We start from the raw sequence: 19,305 nt of genomic DNA, 5'->3' as shown, positions 1-19,305 counted from the left end.
AATGGCGGAAGCCAGAATGCCTGCCCTGATGCCGAATTGATCGGTTCGTTTCTTTTACCCGTCCGCACGGCACGCATGCCGCGCAGACGCTTCTTGTACTACTTCTCTGTCTATGTAAATCCTTTCAAAGAACTCTTTCTTTCTGTGCCGACGGAACAAGCCGTGCGGCTCGTTTCGTAAAGCGAGTGCAAAGGTATAAAGAAAAAACATACGCACCAAATGTTTCGGGGAAAAACTTTCACGAAAGTACGCTTTTTCATATTTTATTACAAATGTCAGCCCTGAAAAACTATTTATACCTTAATATAATAAATCTGTACAGTTCTTTCATCAAGCCACAAGACAGAACTTACTCCAAAGGCTTACCCCCAAATGTAAAGCCAACAGAAAGGACAGGCTACCGATTATCGCGTTCTCGGATCTCCACCCGGCGAATCTTGCCGGAGATAGTCTTCGGAAGGGCATCGACAAACTCGATGATACGAGGGTACTTGTAAGGTGCCGTTTCATGCTTGACGTGATTCTGCAGTTCTTTTACGAGAGCATCACCTGCCTTGCTTCTCCATTCGTCAGCGAGAACAATGGTTGCCTTGACGACCATACCGCGCACCACATCGGGCACGCCGGTCACAGCACACTCGACAACAGCCGGATGCGTCATCAACGCACTTTCCACCTCAAACGGCCCAATGCGATAACCTGAACTTTTAATGACATCATCGGCACGGCCCACAAACCAATAATATCCGTCCTCGTCTCGCCAGGCAATGTCGCCGGTATAATAAAGACCATCATGCCATGCCCTCTCTGTCAGTTCCGGATCACGGTAATATCCTTTAAAAAGCCCGATTGGCTTTCCTGCACTGGTATCGATGCAGATTTCGCCCTTCTCGCCATCCTCACAGACAGACCCGTCCGGCTTCAGCAGTCTGATGTCATACTGCGGGTTCGGTTTCCCCATGCTTCCCGGCTTCGGTTTGATCCAGGGGAATGTGCCAAGGGTCATGGTAGTTTCGGTCTGTCCGAAACCTTCCATCATCCGGATTCCCGTAAGGTTGAAGAATTTCTGGTAAACGGCAGGCTCAAGTGCCTCGCCGGCCGTGGTACAGTATTCCAGCGCAGAGAGGTCGTACTTTGCGAAATCCTCCTGTATCATGAAACGGTAGATGGTGGGGGGAGCACAGAAAGACGTGACACGGTATTTCTCCATCACTCTCATGATCTTTCCTGCCGTGAACTTCTCGTGATCATAAACGAAGACCGTCGCACCGGCAAACCACTGTCCGTACAGCTTTCCCCAGACAGCCTTTCCCCATCCCGTATCTGCCACGGTAAGATGGATGCCGTTCCCGTCCAGATTGTGCCAGAAGACACCTGTGACGAGATGCCCCAGCGCATAGAGATAATCATGCGCCACCATCTTCGGTTCACCACTGGTACCGCTGGTGAAATACATCAGCATCGTATCCCCGTTCGTATTCACCTCTTCAGGACGGACGAATGCCGGTGCCTCCGGCCATTCCTTATGCCAGTCGTGAAATCCCTCTGGCACAGGACTGTCCCTCTGCACCATGGAATTGACGGCTACGAGTACTTCAACCGTCGGGCTCTCCAGGACAGACTGCCTGACCTGCGTTGTGACATATTCGTCGTTCACACATATAATTGCCTTCACGGAAGCACGCCGGTTGCGGTAGACAATGTCCTTCTTCGTAAGCATATGGGTAGCAGGGATGGCCACCGCACCGATTTTGCACAACGCCATCATCGCAAGCCACCACTGGTAATGCCGTTTGAGAATGAGCATCACCTTGTCGCCACGGCTGATGCCAAGACTGAGGAAGTAAGCCGCTGTACGGTCGGTCTGCTCCTTGAAACCGGCAAAGGTGGTCTTTACCTCTTCACCACGCTCACTGGTCCAGAGAAGCGCAAGTTTGTCCGGTGCTTCCTTTGCCCATTCATCCATGACATCATAAGCGAAGTTGAAAGTATCAGGGACTATGAAATGCAGATGCTCTCGGAAATCTTCCTCTGAAGAGAATTGAGTCTGGGTTAAATATCTTTCTATCATCTTGTTATTCTGAATATTCGTTTTTAGAAATGGAAGCAGGCGGCCCGCTGGCAGATCCGATATTCCCGTCTGACCGCCGATACCAGAGACACCTGCGCTTACAACCTTATACACAATGCCGGATTCAGAAGCAGAATCCGGGAAATCTAAAAGATAATTGCCAGGAACTTCAGTGTCCTGTTGTCCAACGCCCGCATACAATGTGGCTGACTGGCATCGAAATAAATGGTATCACCCGGTTCAAGAACAAAATGTTTTCCACCCAAGGTAAGAGCCATACGTCCCTGCCACACCATATCAAATTCCTGCCCGGAATGCGTATCCATGTCTACAGGCTCGTCATCCGACTTCGGTTCTACCGTCACCAGGAAAGGATCAGCCTTCCTGCCGCGGAAACCACTTGCCAGACTCTGATACTTATAGGCTTCCCTGCGCTCGACACTCATTCCCTTTCCGTTACGAGTAAGGAAATAAGCCCCCATCCGGGGTTCCTCGCCGAACATCAGCACATCAAGCGAAATACCGTATTTCCGTGAGAGCTTATACAGCCGGCTGACCGCCAGGTCGCTTTCACCGCCCTCCATTTTCAGGTATTTTTCTTCCGTTACGCCACACGTTTCCGCCATCTCCTGCACGGAGACCTCCAATGACTCGCGTAAACCTTTCAATCTTTCCCCTATTTGCTTCAGCGCTTCATCCATAAATCAACACAATGCTTTTTTCGCCACAAAAGTAACAAATAAAATAATAATGGAGATAAAAAGTGTTGTATTTTCACTATTAAACCGACAAAATAAACAGAAAAATACACACACGATGATCATGTGTGCATAAAAAACGGCCCGTCCCAACTCAATCCTGTCGTTTTTCCTTCCTCAAGAGAGAGAACACGCCCCACAGTCAACACCTGGATACAATGGGAAAAGGGCAGAACCGGACATCACTGAATTGACGAGATGTAGGACCATACCTCCTTCACCGGCCATCTGACACCGGCATCAGCAGCCACAAGGCAATATAGAGAATCAGCCCGGGGAAACCTGCGGTAAAAAGCGTGAGCAGCAGCCAGACAATGCGGGCAGCATCCCTGTCGAAACCAAAAAAATCGGCAAGCCCGGCACAGACACCTGCTATCCAGACATTGTCAGTGACACGTACTAAGCGTTTGTTATACATACTTCAAAACCTGTTGATGAATATTACACATTCTGCAAACGACATCCGGTGCTATCCTATCTCGGGAATCACGTACGACAGGGCTTCCAGTACCTGCCCGCGTGTCGCCCCCTCACGGATTGCCACAAAGATGGTATCGTCACCGGCAATCGACCCTAATATATAAGGCGAGTCACAGCAGTCAATGTCATAGGCTATCGCACTGGCATAGCCCGGCCGTGTCTTGACGATCGCCAGCTGTCCCGATATGTTCACGGAGACGTAACCACTGCGCTGCAGCATCTCCGTAGCCTTCCGGGGCGTGGTGACACGCCGGTACATCGTTTCATTCGGCAGGACATAGACATACTTTCCATTCATCGAGGCAGCCTTCGCCACCTTCAACTGCTTGAGGTCACGGCTCAGCGTCGCCTGCGTCAGCCTGAACCCTTCCTGCTCAAGCGCACGCAACAATTCTTCCTGGGAACCGAGTTCCATACTTGATATGAGCATTTTCAATGCTTCAAGTCTACTGTTCTTTACCTTCATTCCGTATACTTATTCCTGCCTGAATGCAAAATTATACAATAAAGCTCAAAAACACAAACAATAAGCATCCATAATACATCAGAAACTACATTTTTCGGTTTCAAGACAGCCATTCCGAAACCTTTCTCCTGTAAAGCACTACCAGAAATACGTATAAATCTGTCCCCCCCTTACGGAAGGGCAACCATTCCGGCTGCCTTCCTCTGTATAAAGACAGACATTGCTGTCCGGTAAACATTTCCCACATAAGTCAGTCATCAGCCTCTTACTGTATATAAGATAGTAACAGGAATGAACCGATTTTTCCACCTCCTGCCGATGTGCTGAGGGTCATCACATATTGTGTTGTCAGTGGATACCAGGCGCACTGAGGGCTCGCACGCTTACAATATGCTGCCGGGATGGGAGCAAGCTGCAGTGGAAGAAGAGTTGTACTGCCGGAAACTAACGTAACCTTCTTGATGAAAGGGGGCTTTTCCAGAGAACAGTGGGGGGACACTCCCATTCTTCCATTTTCATACAGACCTATGGAGATTTATTGCAGGAAAGTTGCTTTTCATGGGGAAAAAAGCTAACTTTGCAGCCTATACTACTAATGATAAAGTACGATTCACCATGCGAAAGAAACTGTTGATCCTTGCTGCCTGCCTTTCAGCGACAGCTCTGACGGCACAGAACACGAACCGCACAGACTCCGTCAGGACACAGAAAATGGACGAAGTAGTCGTGACCCGCCGCCGGCAACTGGTCAGGAACGATATCGACAGGCTGACCTACGATGTCCAGCATGACGAGACAGCGAAGACAAAATCCACTCTGGAGATACTCAAACAGATTCCGTTCGTGTCTGTTGACGGACAGGAGAACATCAAGGTACAGGGCTCTTCCAGCTTCAAGGTGTACAAGAACGGACATCCCGACCCTGGTTTCTCGGGGCAGAACCTCAAGGAGATTCTAAAGGCACTCCCTGCCTCCAACATCAAGAAAATCGAGGTCATCACCGATCCCGGTGCCAGATATGATGCCGAAGGGACGACGGCTATCCTCAACATCGTCATGACAAACGACACAAGACTGCAAGGGGTGTCGGGCAACGTGAACCTTTCTGCCAATACATGGGGGTCAATGGGTGCGGGGGCTTACCTGACCACGAAAACAGGGAAGCTCACGACTACCGTCAGCTACAATGAATACTATCAGAGCGCAAAGCAGAGCGAGGGCGGCTCGGAGGCGGCCTATCACTACATAGAGAGCGGCGAACGGTCGTTTGCCAGCCAGAACAGCTCGACAAAATACAATATACACATCGGCGACATCAGTGCCAGTTACGAAATTGACTCGCTCAACCTCCTGAGCGCATCTGCATCCGGATTCGGATATGCGATGGACAACAATGCCCATGGGACACACGAACGCCGGGACAAAGACGGCAGTCTTATCTATCAATACGACCGCAGATCTTATACGCCAGAATACGCTTACCTGAATTTCGGCGGACGCCTCGACTATCAACACAAGACACATCTTGACGGAGAAGTACTGACCTTGTCCTATATGCTGGCTGCCACACGACGGCATAACACCAGCCGGGAGGAATACTGCAATGCTGTGAATATGCCCGTTTCCTATACCGGGTACGATCTCAACAGCCGTGAACACTTCAGCGAGCACACGTTCCAGGTTGACTATGTACGTCCATTCGGGAAACACCACAAGCTGGAAAGCGGCCTGAAATACATCCTCCGTCACAACAACAGCCTTACCTTCATAGATTACACCGGTACGGCAACCGACGTTGACACCCACTTCAAACACGGTACACAGGTGGCCGCAGCTTATCTTTCCTACCTTGTCACTGCGGGTAAATGGTCGGCACGCACCGGTCTGAGATACGAATACAGCTACATGAAAGGGGAATATCCCGATGGGAGCAACAACAGTTTCCATGCCCGTCTCAACGACTGGGTGCCTTCGATGAGTCTGCAATACAAGATGACAGATACCCAGTCGATGAAAATCAGCTACAGCACCAGCATCAACCGTCCGGGCATCACTTACCTCAATCCCGCCGTCATCAGTTCGCCGAACACCCGTCAGTATGGAAATGCCAGCCTGGGAAGCAGCCGCAACCAGAAGCTGCAGATCAGCTACATGCTGAATGCCCGGAAGCTGACACTGAACCTGACTCCGTATTACGACTTCACCAACAACGGTATTACAGACATCCGTTACGTCGAAGGGCGGACAATCGTGTCGACCTACGGAAATGTGCAGAAGCGGAGGGAAGCCGGTCTTTTGACATACACCCGGTGGCAGCCTTTCAGAGGGACAACGCTGAGTCTGAACGCTTCCGCAAAATATGCAAGGATTGCAGTGCCTGCCCCCGAAGTGGAGAACAAGGGGTGGTCAGGCTCCGTCTTTCTGGACTATGGACAGAAACTCCCCTGGGAACTGCACTTCGACACCAGCCTTGCCCTGCAATGCGGTCGCCCCATCCGTGGTCCTTACGCCTATGAAGCAAGATGGCATAACTACAGATTCACGATCAACCGCAGCTTCCTCAACGACCGCCTGTCAGTGGCAGTCTACGCCAACATGCCCTTCACCACCCGTGAAAAATACAGGTATCGCACCGTACATGGAGATTACACCGGCTATAACCTCTCCTGGGACAAGACGAGAGTTTTCGGTATCCGTGCTTCATGGAGCTTCGGCAAACTGAAGGCAAGCGTGAAGAAAGCAGAACGGAGTATTCAGAACGACGACCTGGTGGGTGGCGTGAAGAAATGAAAAACAGTTCGCAGAACAACCGAAACCTCTGCAGAACTCCATTAAAATGTCGAGATCATAACATAGACCATCGGTTATCAACAGTGGTTTTCGGATGTAAAAAGACTTTTGCGGAGGTCTCAGACCTGTAATAGAGGCCTTAGACCTGCAATAGAAATGATGTCAAATATCCGAAAGCAAGACCCTGTACCTGTTTCCCGACAGCCGGGAACCTTGATCTGACACAGGGCATCCTTATAAACACCAAAGTCCTGGCCACACCGTGTGGACAGGACTTTGTACTTTATATCTGATTACAGAAAATGTAACCGGAAGACTTAGAGCTGCGGACCAGCTGCAACGAGAGCCTTGCCGGCTTCGTTGTTCTCGTACTTCGCGAAGTTCTTGATGAAGCGGGCAGCAAGATCCTTGGCCTTCTCATCCCACTGGGCTGCATCCTTGTAAGTGTCGCGCGGATCGAGAATCTCGGTAGCGACACCTTCGAGCTTCGTAGGAACCGTGAAGTTGAAGTAAGGAATCTGCTTGGTCGGAGCAGCATCGATGGAGTGGTTCAGGATAGCGTCGATGATACCACGTGTATCGCGGATAGAGATACGCTTGCCGGTACCGTTCCAGCCGGTGTTGACCAAGTAAGCCTTGGCACCGCTCTTCTGCATCTTCTTGACCAGCTCCTCAGCATACTTTGTCGGGTGCAGCTCCAGGAAAGCCTGACCGAAGCAAGCGGAGAATGTCGGTGTCGGTTCGGTGATGCCGCGCTCTGTACCGGCCAGCTTGGCTGTGAAGCCGGAGAGGAAGTAATACTTGGTCTGCTCTGCGCTCAGGATAGATACAGGAGGCAGTACGCCGAATGCGTCAGCTGACAGGAAGATAACCTGCTTTGCAGCCGGACCCTGAGACTCCGGACGCTGGATGTTCTTGATATGGTAGATCGGGTAAGAAACACGTGTGTTCTCGGTTACGCTCTTGTCAGCGAAGTCGATCTTGCCGTCCTCGTCAACCGTTACGTTCTCGAGCAGTGCGTCACGTGTAATGGCACCGTAGATGTCCGGCTCCGATTCCTTGTCGAGATTGATGACCTTTGCATAGCAGCCACCCTCGAAGTTGAAGACACCCTTGTCGTCCCATCCGTGCTCGTCGTCACCGATGAGCTTACGCTTCGGATCGGTAGAAAGAGTCGTCTTACCTGTACCGGAAAGACCGAAGAAGATAGCTGTGTTCTCACCCTTCATATCGGTATTGGCAGAACAGTGCATAGCAGCGATGCCCTTCAACGGCAGGAAGTAGTTCATCATAGAGAACATACCCTTCTTCATCTCGCCGCCGTACCAGGTGTTGATGATGACCTGCTCCTTGGAAGTAACGTTGAAGACAACGGCAGTCTCAGAGTGCAGACCGAGTTCCTTCCAGTTCTCCACCTTTGCCTTTGAAGCGTTGTAGACAATGAAGTCAGGCTCCTGGTCGAAGTCAGCCTCGCTCTTCGGACGGATGAACATGTTTGTAACGAAGTGAGCCTGCCATGCAACCTCCACGATGAAACGGATCTTCATACGTGTATCCTTGTGTGTTCCGCAGAAACCGTCAACTACGAAAAGACGCTTGTTTGAAAGTTCCTTCTTCGCAATATCCTTTACAGCTGCCCATGCCTCCTTGGTTGCACGGTGGTTGTCGTTGTGGTATTCTTCGGAATCCCACCATACTGTGTCGTGAGAAGTCTCGTCATCAACGATGAACTTATCCTTAGGAGAACGGCCAGTGTAGATACCGGTCTTAACGTTGATTGCACCGAGTTCTGTTTCCTGACCTACCTCGAAGCCCTCAAGGCCCTCTTTTGTCTCCTCATTGAACAACACCTCGTAAGAAGGATTGTAAAGTACTTCTGTAGTACCTGTAATTCCGTACTTCTCAAGTACGCTCTTGTCAAACTTTGCCATTTCTTATAAATGTATTTAGTTGAAACTTGATTCTGCACTGTCAACAGATCCCGTAAAAGGACACCGCAAAGGTAATATAAATATTAAATTCGCCAAAAAAAATAGCTGATAAAAAGCAGCAAAGTGTTGCCTGATAAGGTTAAAGATATTAAAATAATTGCTGGTGCTGGTATATTTGTAAATCAGACTTTGCAAAACTTCAGATTATTTCTTAAATTTGCCGAAATTTTGCACAGCGGGTTTCTTAACCCGCACATCTATAACACCTAAGATAAAGAATGGAAATCATTAATTTTTCGGATCAGAACTCTATCATCAACCAGTATTTAGCAGAAATCCGAGACAAGGACTATCAGAAGAACCGGCTGCTCTTCCGCAACAACGTGATGCGCATCGGCGAGTTCGAGGCATTTGAAATCTCCAAGACACTGAACTACGAGTCCAAGCAGGTCACCACACCGCTGGGCACCGCACAGGTCAACGTGCCGACCGACAGAATCGTCCTGGCCACCATCTTCCGCGCCGGACTTCCTTTCCACAATGGCTTCCTCAACATCTTCGACCACGCTGGCAATGCTTTTGTCAGCGCTTATCGTGAATATAAGGATGCTGCCCACCACGTGGTGGGCATCCACGTGGAGTACCTCGCCACACCTGACATCAACGGCAAGACCCTCATCATTGCCGACCCGATGCTGGCCACCGGCGGTTCCATGGAACTGGGCTACAAAGCCATCCTCTCGAAGGGAACGCCCCGCCACGTACACGTAGCCTGCCTGCTGGCCACGCCGGAAGGCATCGCACACATCCGCAAGACATTCCCCGAGGATTCCACGACCATCTGGTGCGCAGCCATTGACGAAGGCCTGAACGAGCATCAGTACATCGTCCCGGGATTCGGCGATGCAGGCGACCTGTGCTACGGCGAAAAGATTTAGGGAAAGGCCTTCCCCAACACGAAAGGGGGAAAGGCCTCCCCCAACACGAAAGAGGGGGAGTGCCTACGGAAGCCGGTCAGGATAATCGCCCATCACCGCCTGCCAACGCCTGCCACATAGGCCGAAAAGAACCCTTGGGCAGGCTCTCCTCTACCTCAGCCCATAACAGTCGATCAGATTAATGCCCCATGCAGGACGCAGCCCCATCGGCTTCTCCTTCACAAAGAGCTGCCTGATGGTCGCCAGGTCCTCCGGCCCGTTCATAGTGGGCTTCCCGGTGGCCTTGCTCATCTGGTCGAAGAAGATGTAAAGAAGCAGGCGGGCGCGGGGATTCTCCGGATTGACACCTATTGCCGACTTGAAGGCAATGATGGCATCCACACAATACCGCTTCCCATTGACGGAAGGATTCCGCACGATGAGAGCCGTATAATAAAGCCCTTTGAGCGTCAACACCTCCGAACGGTCGACACCCTCCTTCGACTGCAGGGCTTCGACATCATCCTTCACTGCATCCAGGAACAACGTGGAATAACCGTCCTGCGGGAAACGGACGGCATACTGGAGGGCAAAGAGCGTCCGGTAATAGACGGGCAGCCACGCATCAGGATCCTGCTTCTCTATCCGTTTCAGTTCATCCATCCCTTTCACGACGGACACCGCCTCATCGCCATTCACCTTGCTTAATGCCGCCTCCAGCTGTCTGTCAGACGGACGGGCATCCTGGGCATTCACACTGGCTGCACACATAAGGGCAACGATAACGACGAGTTTAGAAACTAAAGTTTTCATACGCTTTGAATTTAACAAGTGAAACATAAATCTTCGCTGCAAAAGTATGAAACCTTCCGGCTGCCTCCAAATACCGGGGACAGACAACGAGAATACGGGCTGTACAGCTATCCGGCCCGCTGAAATGCCATGTTCCGGGACGAATGACTAAGAACCCCTGCCACCCCGAGAGGGTGTGTCAAAAGTTGATATGGCAGCTGAACTGTAGGATCAGACCAGCATGGATTTTCCAGAATATGCTTTTCATACATCTTCATTTTCATTGATTACCATTAAAAAGATGGAAAAGAGATTATTACGGTCCGGTAAACATTCTCCCGAATACACATTGCCCCCTTTACCATCTATATGATGGTGACAAGGAGCAGACTGATGGTGACAAGGAGCAGACATAGCCACCTTCTGCCGATGTGTTGATGCCCGATACACATTGTGCTGGCCGTCAACACCAGACGTGTCGAGGGACAACTCTCCTGCAATATGCCGCCGGGAGGGAAGCGGGTTGCGGAAGGCTGCAGTGTCAATGCTCCCCATCGCATCTATTCCCGGTCTATTCCGGCAAGGGCGACGACCGGACCGTCTGCCGAAACATAAAGGCTTCCTCCCCGCAACGGGCAGACCGCCCCTGCCCTTTCCATCACACCATGGGCAACCCGTCAACCGACGAATCGGCGGAGTCCGGGGACAAAGGTGCGGGAGACCGGGACGGTGTCATCGCAGCCGGAGAGACGCAGCTGGTAACCGTTGGAATTGCCTTTGGCAGAGCTGATGTTGTTGATGTTCACAAGAAACGAACGGTGGCACTGGAAGATGTTGTCGTAGGGAAGAGCCGCTTTCAGCGCCGTCAGCGTCGAACGAAGTTCGGTTTTCACCGTTTTGCCTTCATTCCTGTAACACACACAGACGTTGTTCTTCCTCGCTTCGATGTACAGCAGGTCGTTGACAGGCAGGGTGAGGTCGGATCCCCGCAGGTTCTGGTCGTGCAGCGTGATGACGATGCCCGCCTGCTCGTCGGTGGTCTTCCGTATCAGCTCTTCCAGTCTGCCGTTCAGCATCCGGTTGTAGTTGATCAGCGTAAAAATGCCCGTGACGATCACCCAGACAAGGAAAGTCCAGTAAAAGAAGACCCAGAACAGCCTTCCCGTCAACGGGATATGGAAAAAGAAGGCGGCGTAGACCGTCATGGAGACTGCCATGGCCAGTTCAATGCCGATACTGTACAGAATCTGATGTCCGTTGGTCACCGGGATTTTCCTGTACGACAGCGTCTTGAAGAAAAGGACTGAACCCAGCCACAGGACACAGGCGGTCAGCATGCCGAAGCCCAGGCACATCAGGAAAATACTGCCCCGGTACTGGCTGATCCCGAACGGCTGCAGAAGATAGAGAAACAGGAAAATGCCGCCTCCTGACGCAACACTCGTGCGCCAGGAGGCGGCATTTCCCTGCAATGTACACCTGCTGCGGAGGAAGGATGACAGTCTGCTCATGATTTTACTTAAAGGGTTGTTGTCTGCCTGCAAAGTTACGCTTTTTCCCCCTTTCCTGCAAGTCTTATGTCCGGACGCACCTGCATCCGGAAAGGACGGCGTTCCCTGTCCTTTCATGCCTGACACCCTCCGGAACGTCCGAGGTCAACGCCTCTCATAACGACAAGGACTATATCCTCGCCATCAACTGGAAGAAGGCTGCGGAACATGCAGCCGAGGACAACTTCGACTGGAAGGCAATGAGGGATTGTCCGGCAGAGAGGAGATTACGCATGGGGAAACACGACATGAAGGTTTTACCGGACGGTTATGCAATACAAAAAGGAGACAGACACCCGTCACCGGCATCCATCTCCCATCGGATTTCAGGTCACGGTACACCGGGCATACCGCAACCTGCATGGCAGGCTATTGAACTTCCCAGATGTCGTTTGTCTCCAGCATCTCCATGAAGGTATGGTAAGGTTTCCTGGCCTTTACCTCTTCAATCTGCCGGTTGACGGCGGCATCGTAGGTAGGAGCTTCTACATCACGGATGACACCGAGGGCAATCGGAAAACCGTTCTCGTTGCTCATCATGGCAAGTTTCAGCTGCAGGGTATTGTCCTGACAGTGCGCATCATGGACGAGGATGTCGTCCCGAGTGATGCCGTTCTCACCGATCTTCACCACTTTCAGGCCGAATCCTTCCTGCATGAGACCGTACTCCTGATTAGGACCGAATACGAGCGGTTCGCCATGTTTGACGTAGATGGCGTTCTCTTTCCTTCCCGCAGAGGTGTAAACGGAATTGTGGCACCCGTCATTGAAGATGACACAGTTCTGCAGAATCTCGCACACGGCAGCTCCCTTGTGCTGGTAGGCCGCCTTGAGAATGGCGATTGTCTCCGTGTTGTCGCTTGCCACACTGCGTGCAAAGAAGTTGCCGCGTGCGCCGAAGCAAAGCTCGGCGGGGCGGAAAGGATCCTCGGTCGTACCGTAGGGACTCGACTTGGAGACGAAACCGCGCGGACTGGTCGGCGAGTACTGGCCCTTCGTCAGACCGTAGATGCGGTTGTTCAGGAGGATCATGTTCAGGTCGATGTTGCGGCGCATGGCGTGTATGAAGTGGTTTCCGCCGATGGCGAGGGCATCGCCGTCGCCCGACACCTGCCAGATGGTCAGGTTCGGATTGGTCACCTTGGCGCCTGTCGAGATGGCCGCTGCACGGCCGTGGATGGTCTGCATGGCGTATGTGTTCGCATAATAAGGCAATCGGCTTGAACATCCGATACCACTGATAACGGCTGTCTCGTAAGGTGGAACACCTAACTCCGCCATCGCCTTCTGCAGGCTTGCAAGGAAGAAATGGTCGCCACAGCCCGGACACCAACGAGGCTGTCCCTTCTTGAAATCTTGTGCTGTATATTGGTTCATGTCTGTTTAAATTATAGGGGTTGTCAAGCGGTAATGGGCGGTGATAGGCAATGATGGGATTATCAGCTCTTGATTCTTATCCCCCCTGACCGTCAATTGCCAACTACCACTTTTATCTTTTTTACTCGTTTACTGTAATATCTTCGTATAGAAGGTACCGGTCTCTTCTTTCGGCAGCGGAGCCTTGAGCAGCTTCTCAAAGGTTGCGACAAGATCGCTGACGACGAAAGGCTGTCCCTTGACCTGGTTGTACTGGTAAGGAGCGAAGTTGTTGATGCGGATACGCAGGAGAGCCGCCAGCTGCCCGAGGTTCTGCTCGGCAACGACCACCTTCTTGTACCGTGCGAGGACTTCCGGCGTATTCTTCGGCAGCGGGTTCACATACTTGAACTGTGCCAGGGCCACCTTGTGTCCTTTCCGGCGCAGTTCCTCCATGGCTGAATAAAGATGGCCGTAGGTACTTCCGAAACCGACGATGAGCAGGTCGGCATCCGCTTCATCACCCAGAACTTTCAGGTCGGGAACGGGGATGCGCGCCACCTTGTCCCAGCGCAGGTGGTCCATCAGGTCATGGTTCTCGGGGTCGGTGGAGATGCTGCCGGTCTCGCCGTCCTTCTCCAGTCCGCCGAGGATATGCGCATATCCCTCTGTGCCCGGAATCGCCCAGTAGCGTGCCAGCGTCTCCGGATCACGCTTGTAAGGACTGTACTTGTACTTCTGGTCTTCCGTTGCGAAATGAGGGTGGATCTCCGGAAGCTCGTCAATGTTCGGCAGCTTCCATGCCGAGGAGCCGTTGGCGATGAACGCATCGGTAAGGAGCACGACCGGTGTCATGTGTTCCAAGGCGATCTTGCAGGCATGGTAGGCAGCATCGAAACAGTCGGTAGGACTGGTGGCTGCAATGACGGGCATCGGGCTCTCTCCGTTGCGGCCATATAACACCTGGAGGAGGTCGGTCTGCTCGCTCTTCGTCGGCATACCTGTCGACGGACCGCCGCGCTGTACGTCGATGATGACCAGCGGCAGCTCGTCGATGACGGCAAGGTTCATCGCCTCGCTCTTCAGGCAGATACCCGGTCCGGAGGTGGAAGTGGCAGCCAGTGCGCCTGCAAACGCGGCGCCGATGGCCGATGCGCAGCCTGCGATCTCGTCCTCACACTGCACGGTCGTCACGCCCATCGACTTGTGCTTTGCCAGTTCGTGGAGGATGTCGGTTGCCGGCGTGATGGGATAGGAACCCAGGAACAGGCGCAGTCCGGCGCGCTCTGCCGCTGCCATCAGACCATAGGCAGTAGCCTTGTTGCCCGTAATATCCATATAACGTCCCGGTTCCTTCACCTTCGACTCGATGCGATAGGTGTTGGGAACGGAGGCATGGACGTTGTGGCCGTAGTTGTAACCGGCTTCGACGACCCGTATGTTCGCCTCGGCAATGGCCGGTTTCTTCTTGAACTTCTTCTCGAGGAAGCTGTTGACCAAGGTGAGGTCACGGTTGAACAGCCAGCAGACAATACCGAGTGCAAACATATTGCGGCACTTCAGCATGGACTTGTTGTCCATCCCCGAATCTGCCAGACACTCCTTCACCATCTTCGTGATCGGACAGGCTACGACGCGGTCGGGGTCGATACCCATCTCGCCCAGATAGTCATCACTGCGGAACTCGGCCTTCTGAAGGTCGCGCGGGCCGAAGGAGTCGGTGTCAATGATGATTGTCCCGCTGGGTTTGCAATGCTTGTACTGCATCTTCAGAGCCGCCGCATTCATCGCCACCAGCACGTCGCAGCGGTCGCCCGGCGTATAGACCTTGCCTGCCCCGATGTGCACCTGGAAACCGCTCACACCCGTCAGTGAACCTTGCGGAGCACGGATGTCGGCCGGATAGTCCGGGAATGTAGACACGCCATTGCCCACCGTCGCCGAGACCGTAGTGAAGATATTGCCAGCAAGCTGCATACCATCACCGGAGTCGCCAGAGAAATGTACGACAACATTGTCGAGTTCTTTCACTTCGATTTGTTCTTCCATAGATTATTTCGTTGTTTATGTTAGTAAAATCGTTTCTGTATTATCTGTTTACGGGAAAGCCCGCCGGCCGCCGGACTTCCGTCCTCTTCCAGCACGGGCTTCGCCCCTTTCATCCGTTTCTTTCTCCCCCTTTCCTGCGGTTCTCAAGGCACAGAAGCCCTTACCGCCAGTATCCTTTTCCGTAGGAACCGCATTCCTACAAGTCCCCGTCTTCTCCTTCTGATAGACCCGTATCCAGTCGACCCGCATCTCGTAGGTATGTGCGGCATCGGGCTTGTCCGCCCACGAACCGTCGCCCACCGACTGGTTGAGAATCAGGTAGAAATCCGACTTGTCGAACGGCCACTGCTCCTGACTGTCATTCTGCTTTTCGTACTGATACAGCTGTCTGCCGTCCGCATAAAAGGTCAGCGCATCCTCCTCCCACTCCACCGCATAGACATGGTAACGGTCCATCGGCAGGCTGATGTTGCCCGAGTGCGGTTCGCCAGGATGGCCCTTCGTCCATGCGGAGTGTACCGTACTGTACGCCTTCTGCTCGCCGTTGATCTGTTCGAAGATGTCGATTTCCCCACCCTGCGGCCATTTCAGATCCGTTCTGGGCATCATCCATATCGCCGGGAAATTCCCGATGAAGGGGTTGACAAGCGCCCGGCACTCCACTCTCCCGAAACGGAAAGCGAAACTCTGGCTGCTCTCTATGCCGCCTGTGCGCATCGTACCTTCGCCTGCTGATCCGTCAGAAGCGGGGACAGCACGCAGAACGAGGCTGCCATCCTTCATGAAAGCAACATCAGGAGAATCGCTCAGGAATCTTGCCCACGTCACCTGAGGGCGGCGCCTGCAGCACTTCCACACCTTAGGGTCAGGCAGCGTACCGTCCGCCCCGTTGAACTCGTCGCAGAAGACAAGCCGGTAGCCAGGACGGCAGCCGCCGCAGCATGCAGCCGTCTGCACGGTCTGCACGGTCTGTGCAAACACGGCCACCGTATGCCATGCCATCAAGAGCATGGCGAGCAGGCACCTGTATTTCTTCTTTTCCAACATGGTCTGATGAGGACTTCTCTTTGCGGCACGTCCCGGCGAATGCAGGACAGACATACACGGCATACACGTTCTTCAGGTTTCTGATGTACCCCCAGACCTGCCCGTTCCGTCACAGTGTGCCCGATTTGTCCTTCCCATAGATTATCTTTTGTTTATGTCAGTGTAACTGGGGACAAAAGTGCAAAATAATATTGAGAAAACAAAATGTTTTGAGGAGAAAAATAATATTTTTATAGGTTGCCGGTGAAAAAGCCCGATAAAACCATCAGAAACTTCCAACCGATGCCCGACACCGGTCGTGCCAATGGCATACACGCCTGCAATCTGTTGCCCGGACGGAAACGATCTGAAGCAAAAGCCAGAGGCGAACGTACCTTATCCGATGCAGGGAGCTGCTGTTACAAAGACAATGGGAAATCGCCGGTTGAAAGGAAACCAGCCATGGAAATCCCGGACTTGAAGTCTTGCCGGACAGTCATCATCCCGAAGGACATACAGGGGCATCCCGCCGCCGGCTCAACTCCTCTAACGCCTAATTAACGGTTCTTCCGTTAAATGCGTAGATTGAAAATAGAATAAAGGCTTATGCACTTGCAGAGTATGACTGTCCGAAATCAGATGGTCTTACAAAGGAAGATAAACTACAGGATAAAATGCAGGAAAGGCAAATGGATACGATGCCTGTCCATCAGTCTGTCTTTCCGTCTTCCACAGACAACTTATTTCCATATCACCGGTGTTTGTAAACTGTTTTCATGCACTCCAAGCTGACACATGATCTTCTGGCTACTGAAAGATGCCTGATTGACCTGCAACAGGTGCTCTCTTAGCGTGTTACCAACGCCCTTTTGAAGTCCAATCAAGCACCTTTTACGAACGGTTTGATAACCAACTGATTGACTGCTGGTTGCAAACCTGTTTTTTTGCACATATTATTTATATTTGCAGATGATCTGTTTGAATTTATGTAATGCTTTTTCAAAACCATATCTGTCTTTTCAACGTATTATAATGAAGGGGGGATCGGAGGAGGATGACAGGATAGACAAGTTGACCGTCCTGGCCATGTCTCTGTTGAATGAATCACTTCGGTTCTTCCGTTAAAGCTATGCGAAAAGCATCCACGTATTGAACGGAAGAACCTAATTAACTCTCCCTAACTGTCAACTCCCTGCCTCAACTTCTCTTCTATCTGAGATAAAAGATGTAACTTTGCAACTTATAATAAGGAGAACAGAATATGATTTTACTAAGTTTTGATACGGAAGAGTTCGATGTTCCCCGCGAGCATGGTGTAGACTTCCCGCTCGAAGAGGGCATGAAGGTCTCCGTGGCGGGTACGAACCGCATCCTCGACATCCTGAAGGCGAATGGCGTACGGGCCACCTTCTTCTGCACCGGCAACTTTGCGGAGCAGGCACCGGAAGTGATAGAACGCATCAGGAAGGAGGGACACGAAGTGGGATGCCACGGCGTCGACCACTGGCGGCCACAGCCGGATGATGTCTTCCGGTCCAAGGAAATCGTCGAACGCATCGCCGGTGTGAAGGTCACAGGCTACCGCCAGCCCCGTATGTTCCCCGTCTCCGATGCGGACATCGAACAGGCGGGCTTCCTTTACAACTCGTCGCTCAACCCCGCTTTCATCCCCGGCCGCTACATGCACCTTACCACACCGCGCACGTGGTTCATGCGGGGACCGGTCATGGAGATACCTGCCAGCGTCAGTCCCCATCTGCGCATCCCGCTCTTCTGGCTGGCACTGCACAATTTCCCCGAGTGGTTCTATCACCGCCTCGTGCGCCAGGTGCTGCGCCACGACGGCTACTTCGTGACTTATTTCCATCCCTGGGAGTTCTACGGCCTCAAGGCACATCCGGAGTTCAAGATGCCCTTCATCATCAGGAACCACTGCGGGCATGAGCTGGAACAGCGGCTCGACCGCTTCATCAAGGCGATGAAGGCAGACCGTCAGGAGTTCATCACTTTCCATGAATTTGTCAACCGTCAGAAGAAATAGGCCCTCTCCGCATACGGCTCGGTAACCTTCGGCAGGCGGACTTTTCCTGGAAGGACAGGGCAAGACATACGAAATACGGATGGCTGTTTGCTGAACAGTTGTCTCCAAAAGGCAGAATACAGATATGATAAAACTTGCAACAGTCTCTCCTTGTTACAATGAGGAAGAGGTCTTGGAACAGTCGGCGGATCATCTTACGGCTCTCTTCGAAGAGTTGATCCGGCAGGAAAAGATTTCGGACGATTCGGTGATCGTGTTCGTCAACGACGGCAGCCGCGACCGCACATGGGAAATCATCACCCGCCTTCACAGCCGGAATCCCCGCATACGGGGCATCAACCTCGCAAACAACGTGGGGCACCAGAACGCCATCATGGCCGGAATGATGACCGCGAAGGACTGGGCGGATGCCGTCATCACCCTCGATGCCGACCTGCAGGACGATTACAGGACGTGCATTCCGCAGATGGTCGACGACTTCCTGTCCGGCAACGACATCGTCTATGGCGTGAAGGTGTCGCGCAAAGCCGACCCGCTGCTGAAGCGCATGTCGGCGCAGGCCTTCTACCGTCTGCAGGAGAAGATGGGCGTGAACAGCATCTTCAACCATGCCGACTTCCGCCTGATGAGCCGCCGGGCACTGGAGATGCTGGCCGGCTACAAGGAGCGCAACCTCTATCTGCGCGGTCTGATCCCGCTGCTCGGCCTCAAGTCCGCCACTGTCGACGACCACATCAGCGAGCGTGAGGCAGGCCGGTCGAAATACACCCTGCACAAGATGCTCGGGCTGGCACTGGACGGCATCACGTCGTTCTCCGTCAAGCCCATCTACTACGTCATCTATCTGGGCTTCTTCTTCCTGCTCATCAGTCTCGGCATCGGCCTCTACGTCATCCACGCTTTCATCAGTCACACGGAGGTGGCAGGCTGGGCCTCGCTCATCCTCAGCATCTGGCTTGTCGGCGCCATGCTGATGATCTCCATCGGCACAGTGGGGCTTTACATCGCCAAGATCTATGAGGAGGTGAAGCACCGGCCGCTCTACAACATCAGCCAGATACTCGACTAACGCCCGCTC

15 protein-coding genes are annotated in these 19,305 nt (G+C 52.6%); 5 read left to right on the top strand and 10 right to left on the bottom strand.

Features of this window, described 5'->3' with window-relative positions; genetic code table 11:
- Positions 1-180 (top strand): hypothetical protein (locus tag HMPREF9141_RS13695; RefSeq protein ID WP_040554631.1); only part of this gene is annotated, 180 nt, incomplete at its 5' end.
- A 217-nt stretch (positions 181-397) separates the two neighbouring features.
- Here HMPREF9141_RS13695 and HMPREF9141_RS06545 read toward each other — a convergent pair.
- The 4 genes from HMPREF9141_RS06545 to HMPREF9141_RS06530 all read right to left on the bottom strand — a co-directional run bounded on the left by HMPREF9141_RS06545 (position 398) and on the right by HMPREF9141_RS06530 (position 3,775).
- Positions 398-2,071 carry an AMP-binding protein gene (locus tag HMPREF9141_RS06545; RefSeq protein WP_040554629.1) on the bottom strand — a complete coding sequence of 558 codons (1,674 nt, stop codon included), beginning with the start codon at positions 2,069-2,071 and terminating at the stop codon, positions 398-400.
- 146 nt (positions 2,072-2,217) lie between these two features.
- A complete protein-coding gene (locus HMPREF9141_RS06540; RefSeq protein WP_007367824.1) occupies positions 2,218-2,772 on the bottom strand; it encodes a helix-turn-helix domain-containing protein in 555 nt (184 codons plus the stop codon).
- A 274-nt stretch (positions 2,773-3,046) separates the two neighbouring features.
- Positions 3,047-3,247 carry a PspC domain-containing protein gene (locus tag HMPREF9141_RS06535; protein ID WP_007367823.1) on the bottom strand — a complete coding sequence of 67 codons (201 nt, stop codon included), beginning with the start codon at positions 3,245-3,247 and terminating at the stop codon, positions 3,047-3,049.
- Positions 3,248-3,298: 51 nt separating this feature from the next.
- Entirely contained in the window at positions 3,299-3,775 is a 477-nt protein-coding gene (locus tag HMPREF9141_RS06530; protein ID WP_004353991.1) for an arginine repressor, read from the bottom strand.
- Between the two features lie 615 nt (positions 3,776-4,390).
- On the opposite strand from HMPREF9141_RS06530, the gene HMPREF9141_RS06525 reads away from it, so the two are divergent.
- On the top strand, positions 4,391-6,565 hold the full coding sequence (locus HMPREF9141_RS06525; RefSeq protein WP_040554627.1) for an outer membrane beta-barrel family protein: 2,175 nt from the start codon (positions 4,391-4,393) through the stop codon (positions 6,563-6,565).
- Positions 6,566-6,882: 317 nt separating this feature from the next.
- On the opposite strand, the gene pckA is transcribed toward HMPREF9141_RS06525, so the two are convergent.
- Positions 6,883-8,496 (bottom strand): phosphoenolpyruvate carboxykinase (ATP), encoded by a 1,614-nt coding sequence (pckA, locus tag HMPREF9141_RS06520; RefSeq protein ID WP_007367821.1) that lies wholly within the window; start codon positions 8,494-8,496, stop codon positions 6,883-6,885.
- Positions 8,497-8,774: 278 nt separating this feature from the next.
- On the opposite strand from pckA, the gene upp reads away from it, so the two are divergent.
- Positions 8,775-9,434 carry a uracil phosphoribosyltransferase gene (gene upp, locus HMPREF9141_RS06515; RefSeq protein ID WP_007367819.1) on the top strand — a complete coding sequence of 220 codons (660 nt, stop codon included), beginning with the start codon at positions 8,775-8,777 and terminating at the stop codon, positions 9,432-9,434.
- Positions 9,435-9,584: 150 nt separating this feature from the next.
- On the opposite strand, the gene HMPREF9141_RS06510 is transcribed toward upp, so the two are convergent.
- The 5 genes from HMPREF9141_RS06510 to HMPREF9141_RS06490 form a co-directional block, all read right to left on the bottom strand.
- Entirely contained in the window at positions 9,585-10,226 is a 642-nt protein-coding gene (locus HMPREF9141_RS06510) for a hypothetical protein (RefSeq protein ID WP_007367818.1), read from the bottom strand.
- A 656-nt stretch (positions 10,227-10,882) separates the two neighbouring features.
- Positions 10,883-11,716: a LytTR family DNA-binding domain-containing protein gene (locus HMPREF9141_RS06505; protein ID WP_174256066.1), complete on the bottom strand. Its 834-nt coding sequence runs from the start codon at positions 11,714-11,716 to the stop codon at positions 10,883-10,885.
- A 408-nt stretch (positions 11,717-12,124) separates the two neighbouring features.
- Entirely contained in the window at positions 12,125-13,132 is a 1,008-nt protein-coding gene (locus tag HMPREF9141_RS06500; protein WP_007367816.1) for a 2-oxoacid:ferredoxin oxidoreductase subunit beta, read from the bottom strand.
- Between the two features lie 129 nt (positions 13,133-13,261).
- Positions 13,262-15,160: a 2-oxoacid:acceptor oxidoreductase subunit alpha gene (locus HMPREF9141_RS06495; protein ID WP_007367815.1), complete on the bottom strand. Its 1,899-nt coding sequence runs from the start codon at positions 15,158-15,160 to the stop codon at positions 13,262-13,264.
- 48 nt (positions 15,161-15,208) lie between these two features.
- Complete coding sequence (locus HMPREF9141_RS06490) at positions 15,209-16,207, bottom strand: glycoside hydrolase family 16 protein (protein ID WP_007367814.1); 999 nt, start codon at positions 16,205-16,207, stop codon at positions 15,209-15,211.
- A gap of 1,240 nt (positions 16,208-17,447) precedes the next feature.
- On the opposite strand from HMPREF9141_RS06490, the gene HMPREF9141_RS06485 reads away from it, so the two are divergent.
- Positions 17,448-18,227: a polysaccharide deacetylase family protein gene (locus tag HMPREF9141_RS06485; RefSeq protein WP_007367813.1), complete on the top strand. Its 780-nt coding sequence runs from the start codon at positions 17,448-17,450 to the stop codon at positions 18,225-18,227.
- Positions 18,228-18,351: 124 nt separating this feature from the next.
- Positions 18,352-19,296, top strand: coding sequence for a glycosyltransferase family 2 protein (locus tag HMPREF9141_RS06480; RefSeq protein ID WP_007367812.1), 945 nt, complete (start codon positions 18,352-18,354; stop codon positions 19,294-19,296).
- Positions 19,297-19,305: the final 9 nt, after the last annotated feature.

Source organism: Prevotella multiformis DSM 16608 (assembly GCF_000191065.1).
GTDB classification, from domain to species: Bacteria; Bacteroidota; Bacteroidia; order Bacteroidales; family Bacteroidaceae; genus Prevotella; species Prevotella multiformis.
The sequence above is the reverse complement of the archived record's forward strand: the minus strand, read 5'-3'. Positions and strand labels throughout refer to the sequence as shown.

Bases quoted from the DNA above. Each gene is read 5' to 3' on its own strand.
- HMPREF9141_RS06545 (WP_040554629.1), bottom strand. From the start codon at position 2,071: ATGATAGAAAGATATTTAACCCAGACTCAATTCTCTTCAGAGGAAGAT.
- HMPREF9141_RS06540 (WP_007367824.1), bottom strand. From the start codon at position 2,772: ATGGATGAAGCGCTGAAGCAAATAGGGGAAAGATTGAAAGGTTTACGC.
- HMPREF9141_RS06535 (WP_007367823.1), bottom strand. From the start codon at position 3,247: ATGTATAACAAACGCTTAGTACGTGTCACTGACAATGTCTGGATAGCA.
- HMPREF9141_RS06530 (WP_004353991.1), bottom strand. From the start codon at position 3,775: ATGAAGGTAAAGAACAGTAGACTTGAAGCATTGAAAATGCTCATATCA.
- HMPREF9141_RS06525 (WP_040554627.1), top strand. From the start codon at position 4,391: ATGCGAAAGAAACTGTTGATCCTTGCTGCCTGCCTTTCAGCGACAGCT.
- pckA (WP_007367821.1), bottom strand. From the start codon at position 8,496: ATGGCAAAGTTTGACAAGAGCGTACTTGAGAAGTACGGAATTACAGGT.
- upp (WP_007367819.1), top strand. From the start codon at position 8,775: ATGGAAATCATTAATTTTTCGGATCAGAACTCTATCATCAACCAGTAT.
- HMPREF9141_RS06510 (WP_007367818.1), bottom strand. From the start codon at position 10,226: ATGAAAACTTTAGTTTCTAAACTCGTCGTTATCGTTGCCCTTATGTGT.
- HMPREF9141_RS06505 (WP_174256066.1), bottom strand. From the start codon at position 11,716: ATGAGCAGACTGTCATCCTTCCTCCGCAGCAGGTGTACATTGCAGGGA.
- HMPREF9141_RS06500 (WP_007367816.1), bottom strand. From the start codon at position 13,132: ATGAACCAATATACAGCACAAGATTTCAAGAAGGGACAGCCTCGTTGG.
- HMPREF9141_RS06495 (WP_007367815.1), bottom strand. From the start codon at position 15,160: ATGGAAGAACAAATCGAAGTGAAAGAACTCGACAATGTTGTCGTACAT.
- HMPREF9141_RS06490 (WP_007367814.1), bottom strand. From the start codon at position 16,207: ATGTTGGAAAAGAAGAAATACAGGTGCCTGCTCGCCATGCTCTTGATG.
- HMPREF9141_RS06485 (WP_007367813.1), top strand. From the start codon at position 17,448: ATGATTTTACTAAGTTTTGATACGGAAGAGTTCGATGTTCCCCGCGAG.
- HMPREF9141_RS06480 (WP_007367812.1), top strand. From the start codon at position 18,352: ATGATAAAACTTGCAACAGTCTCTCCTTGTTACAATGAGGAAGAGGTC.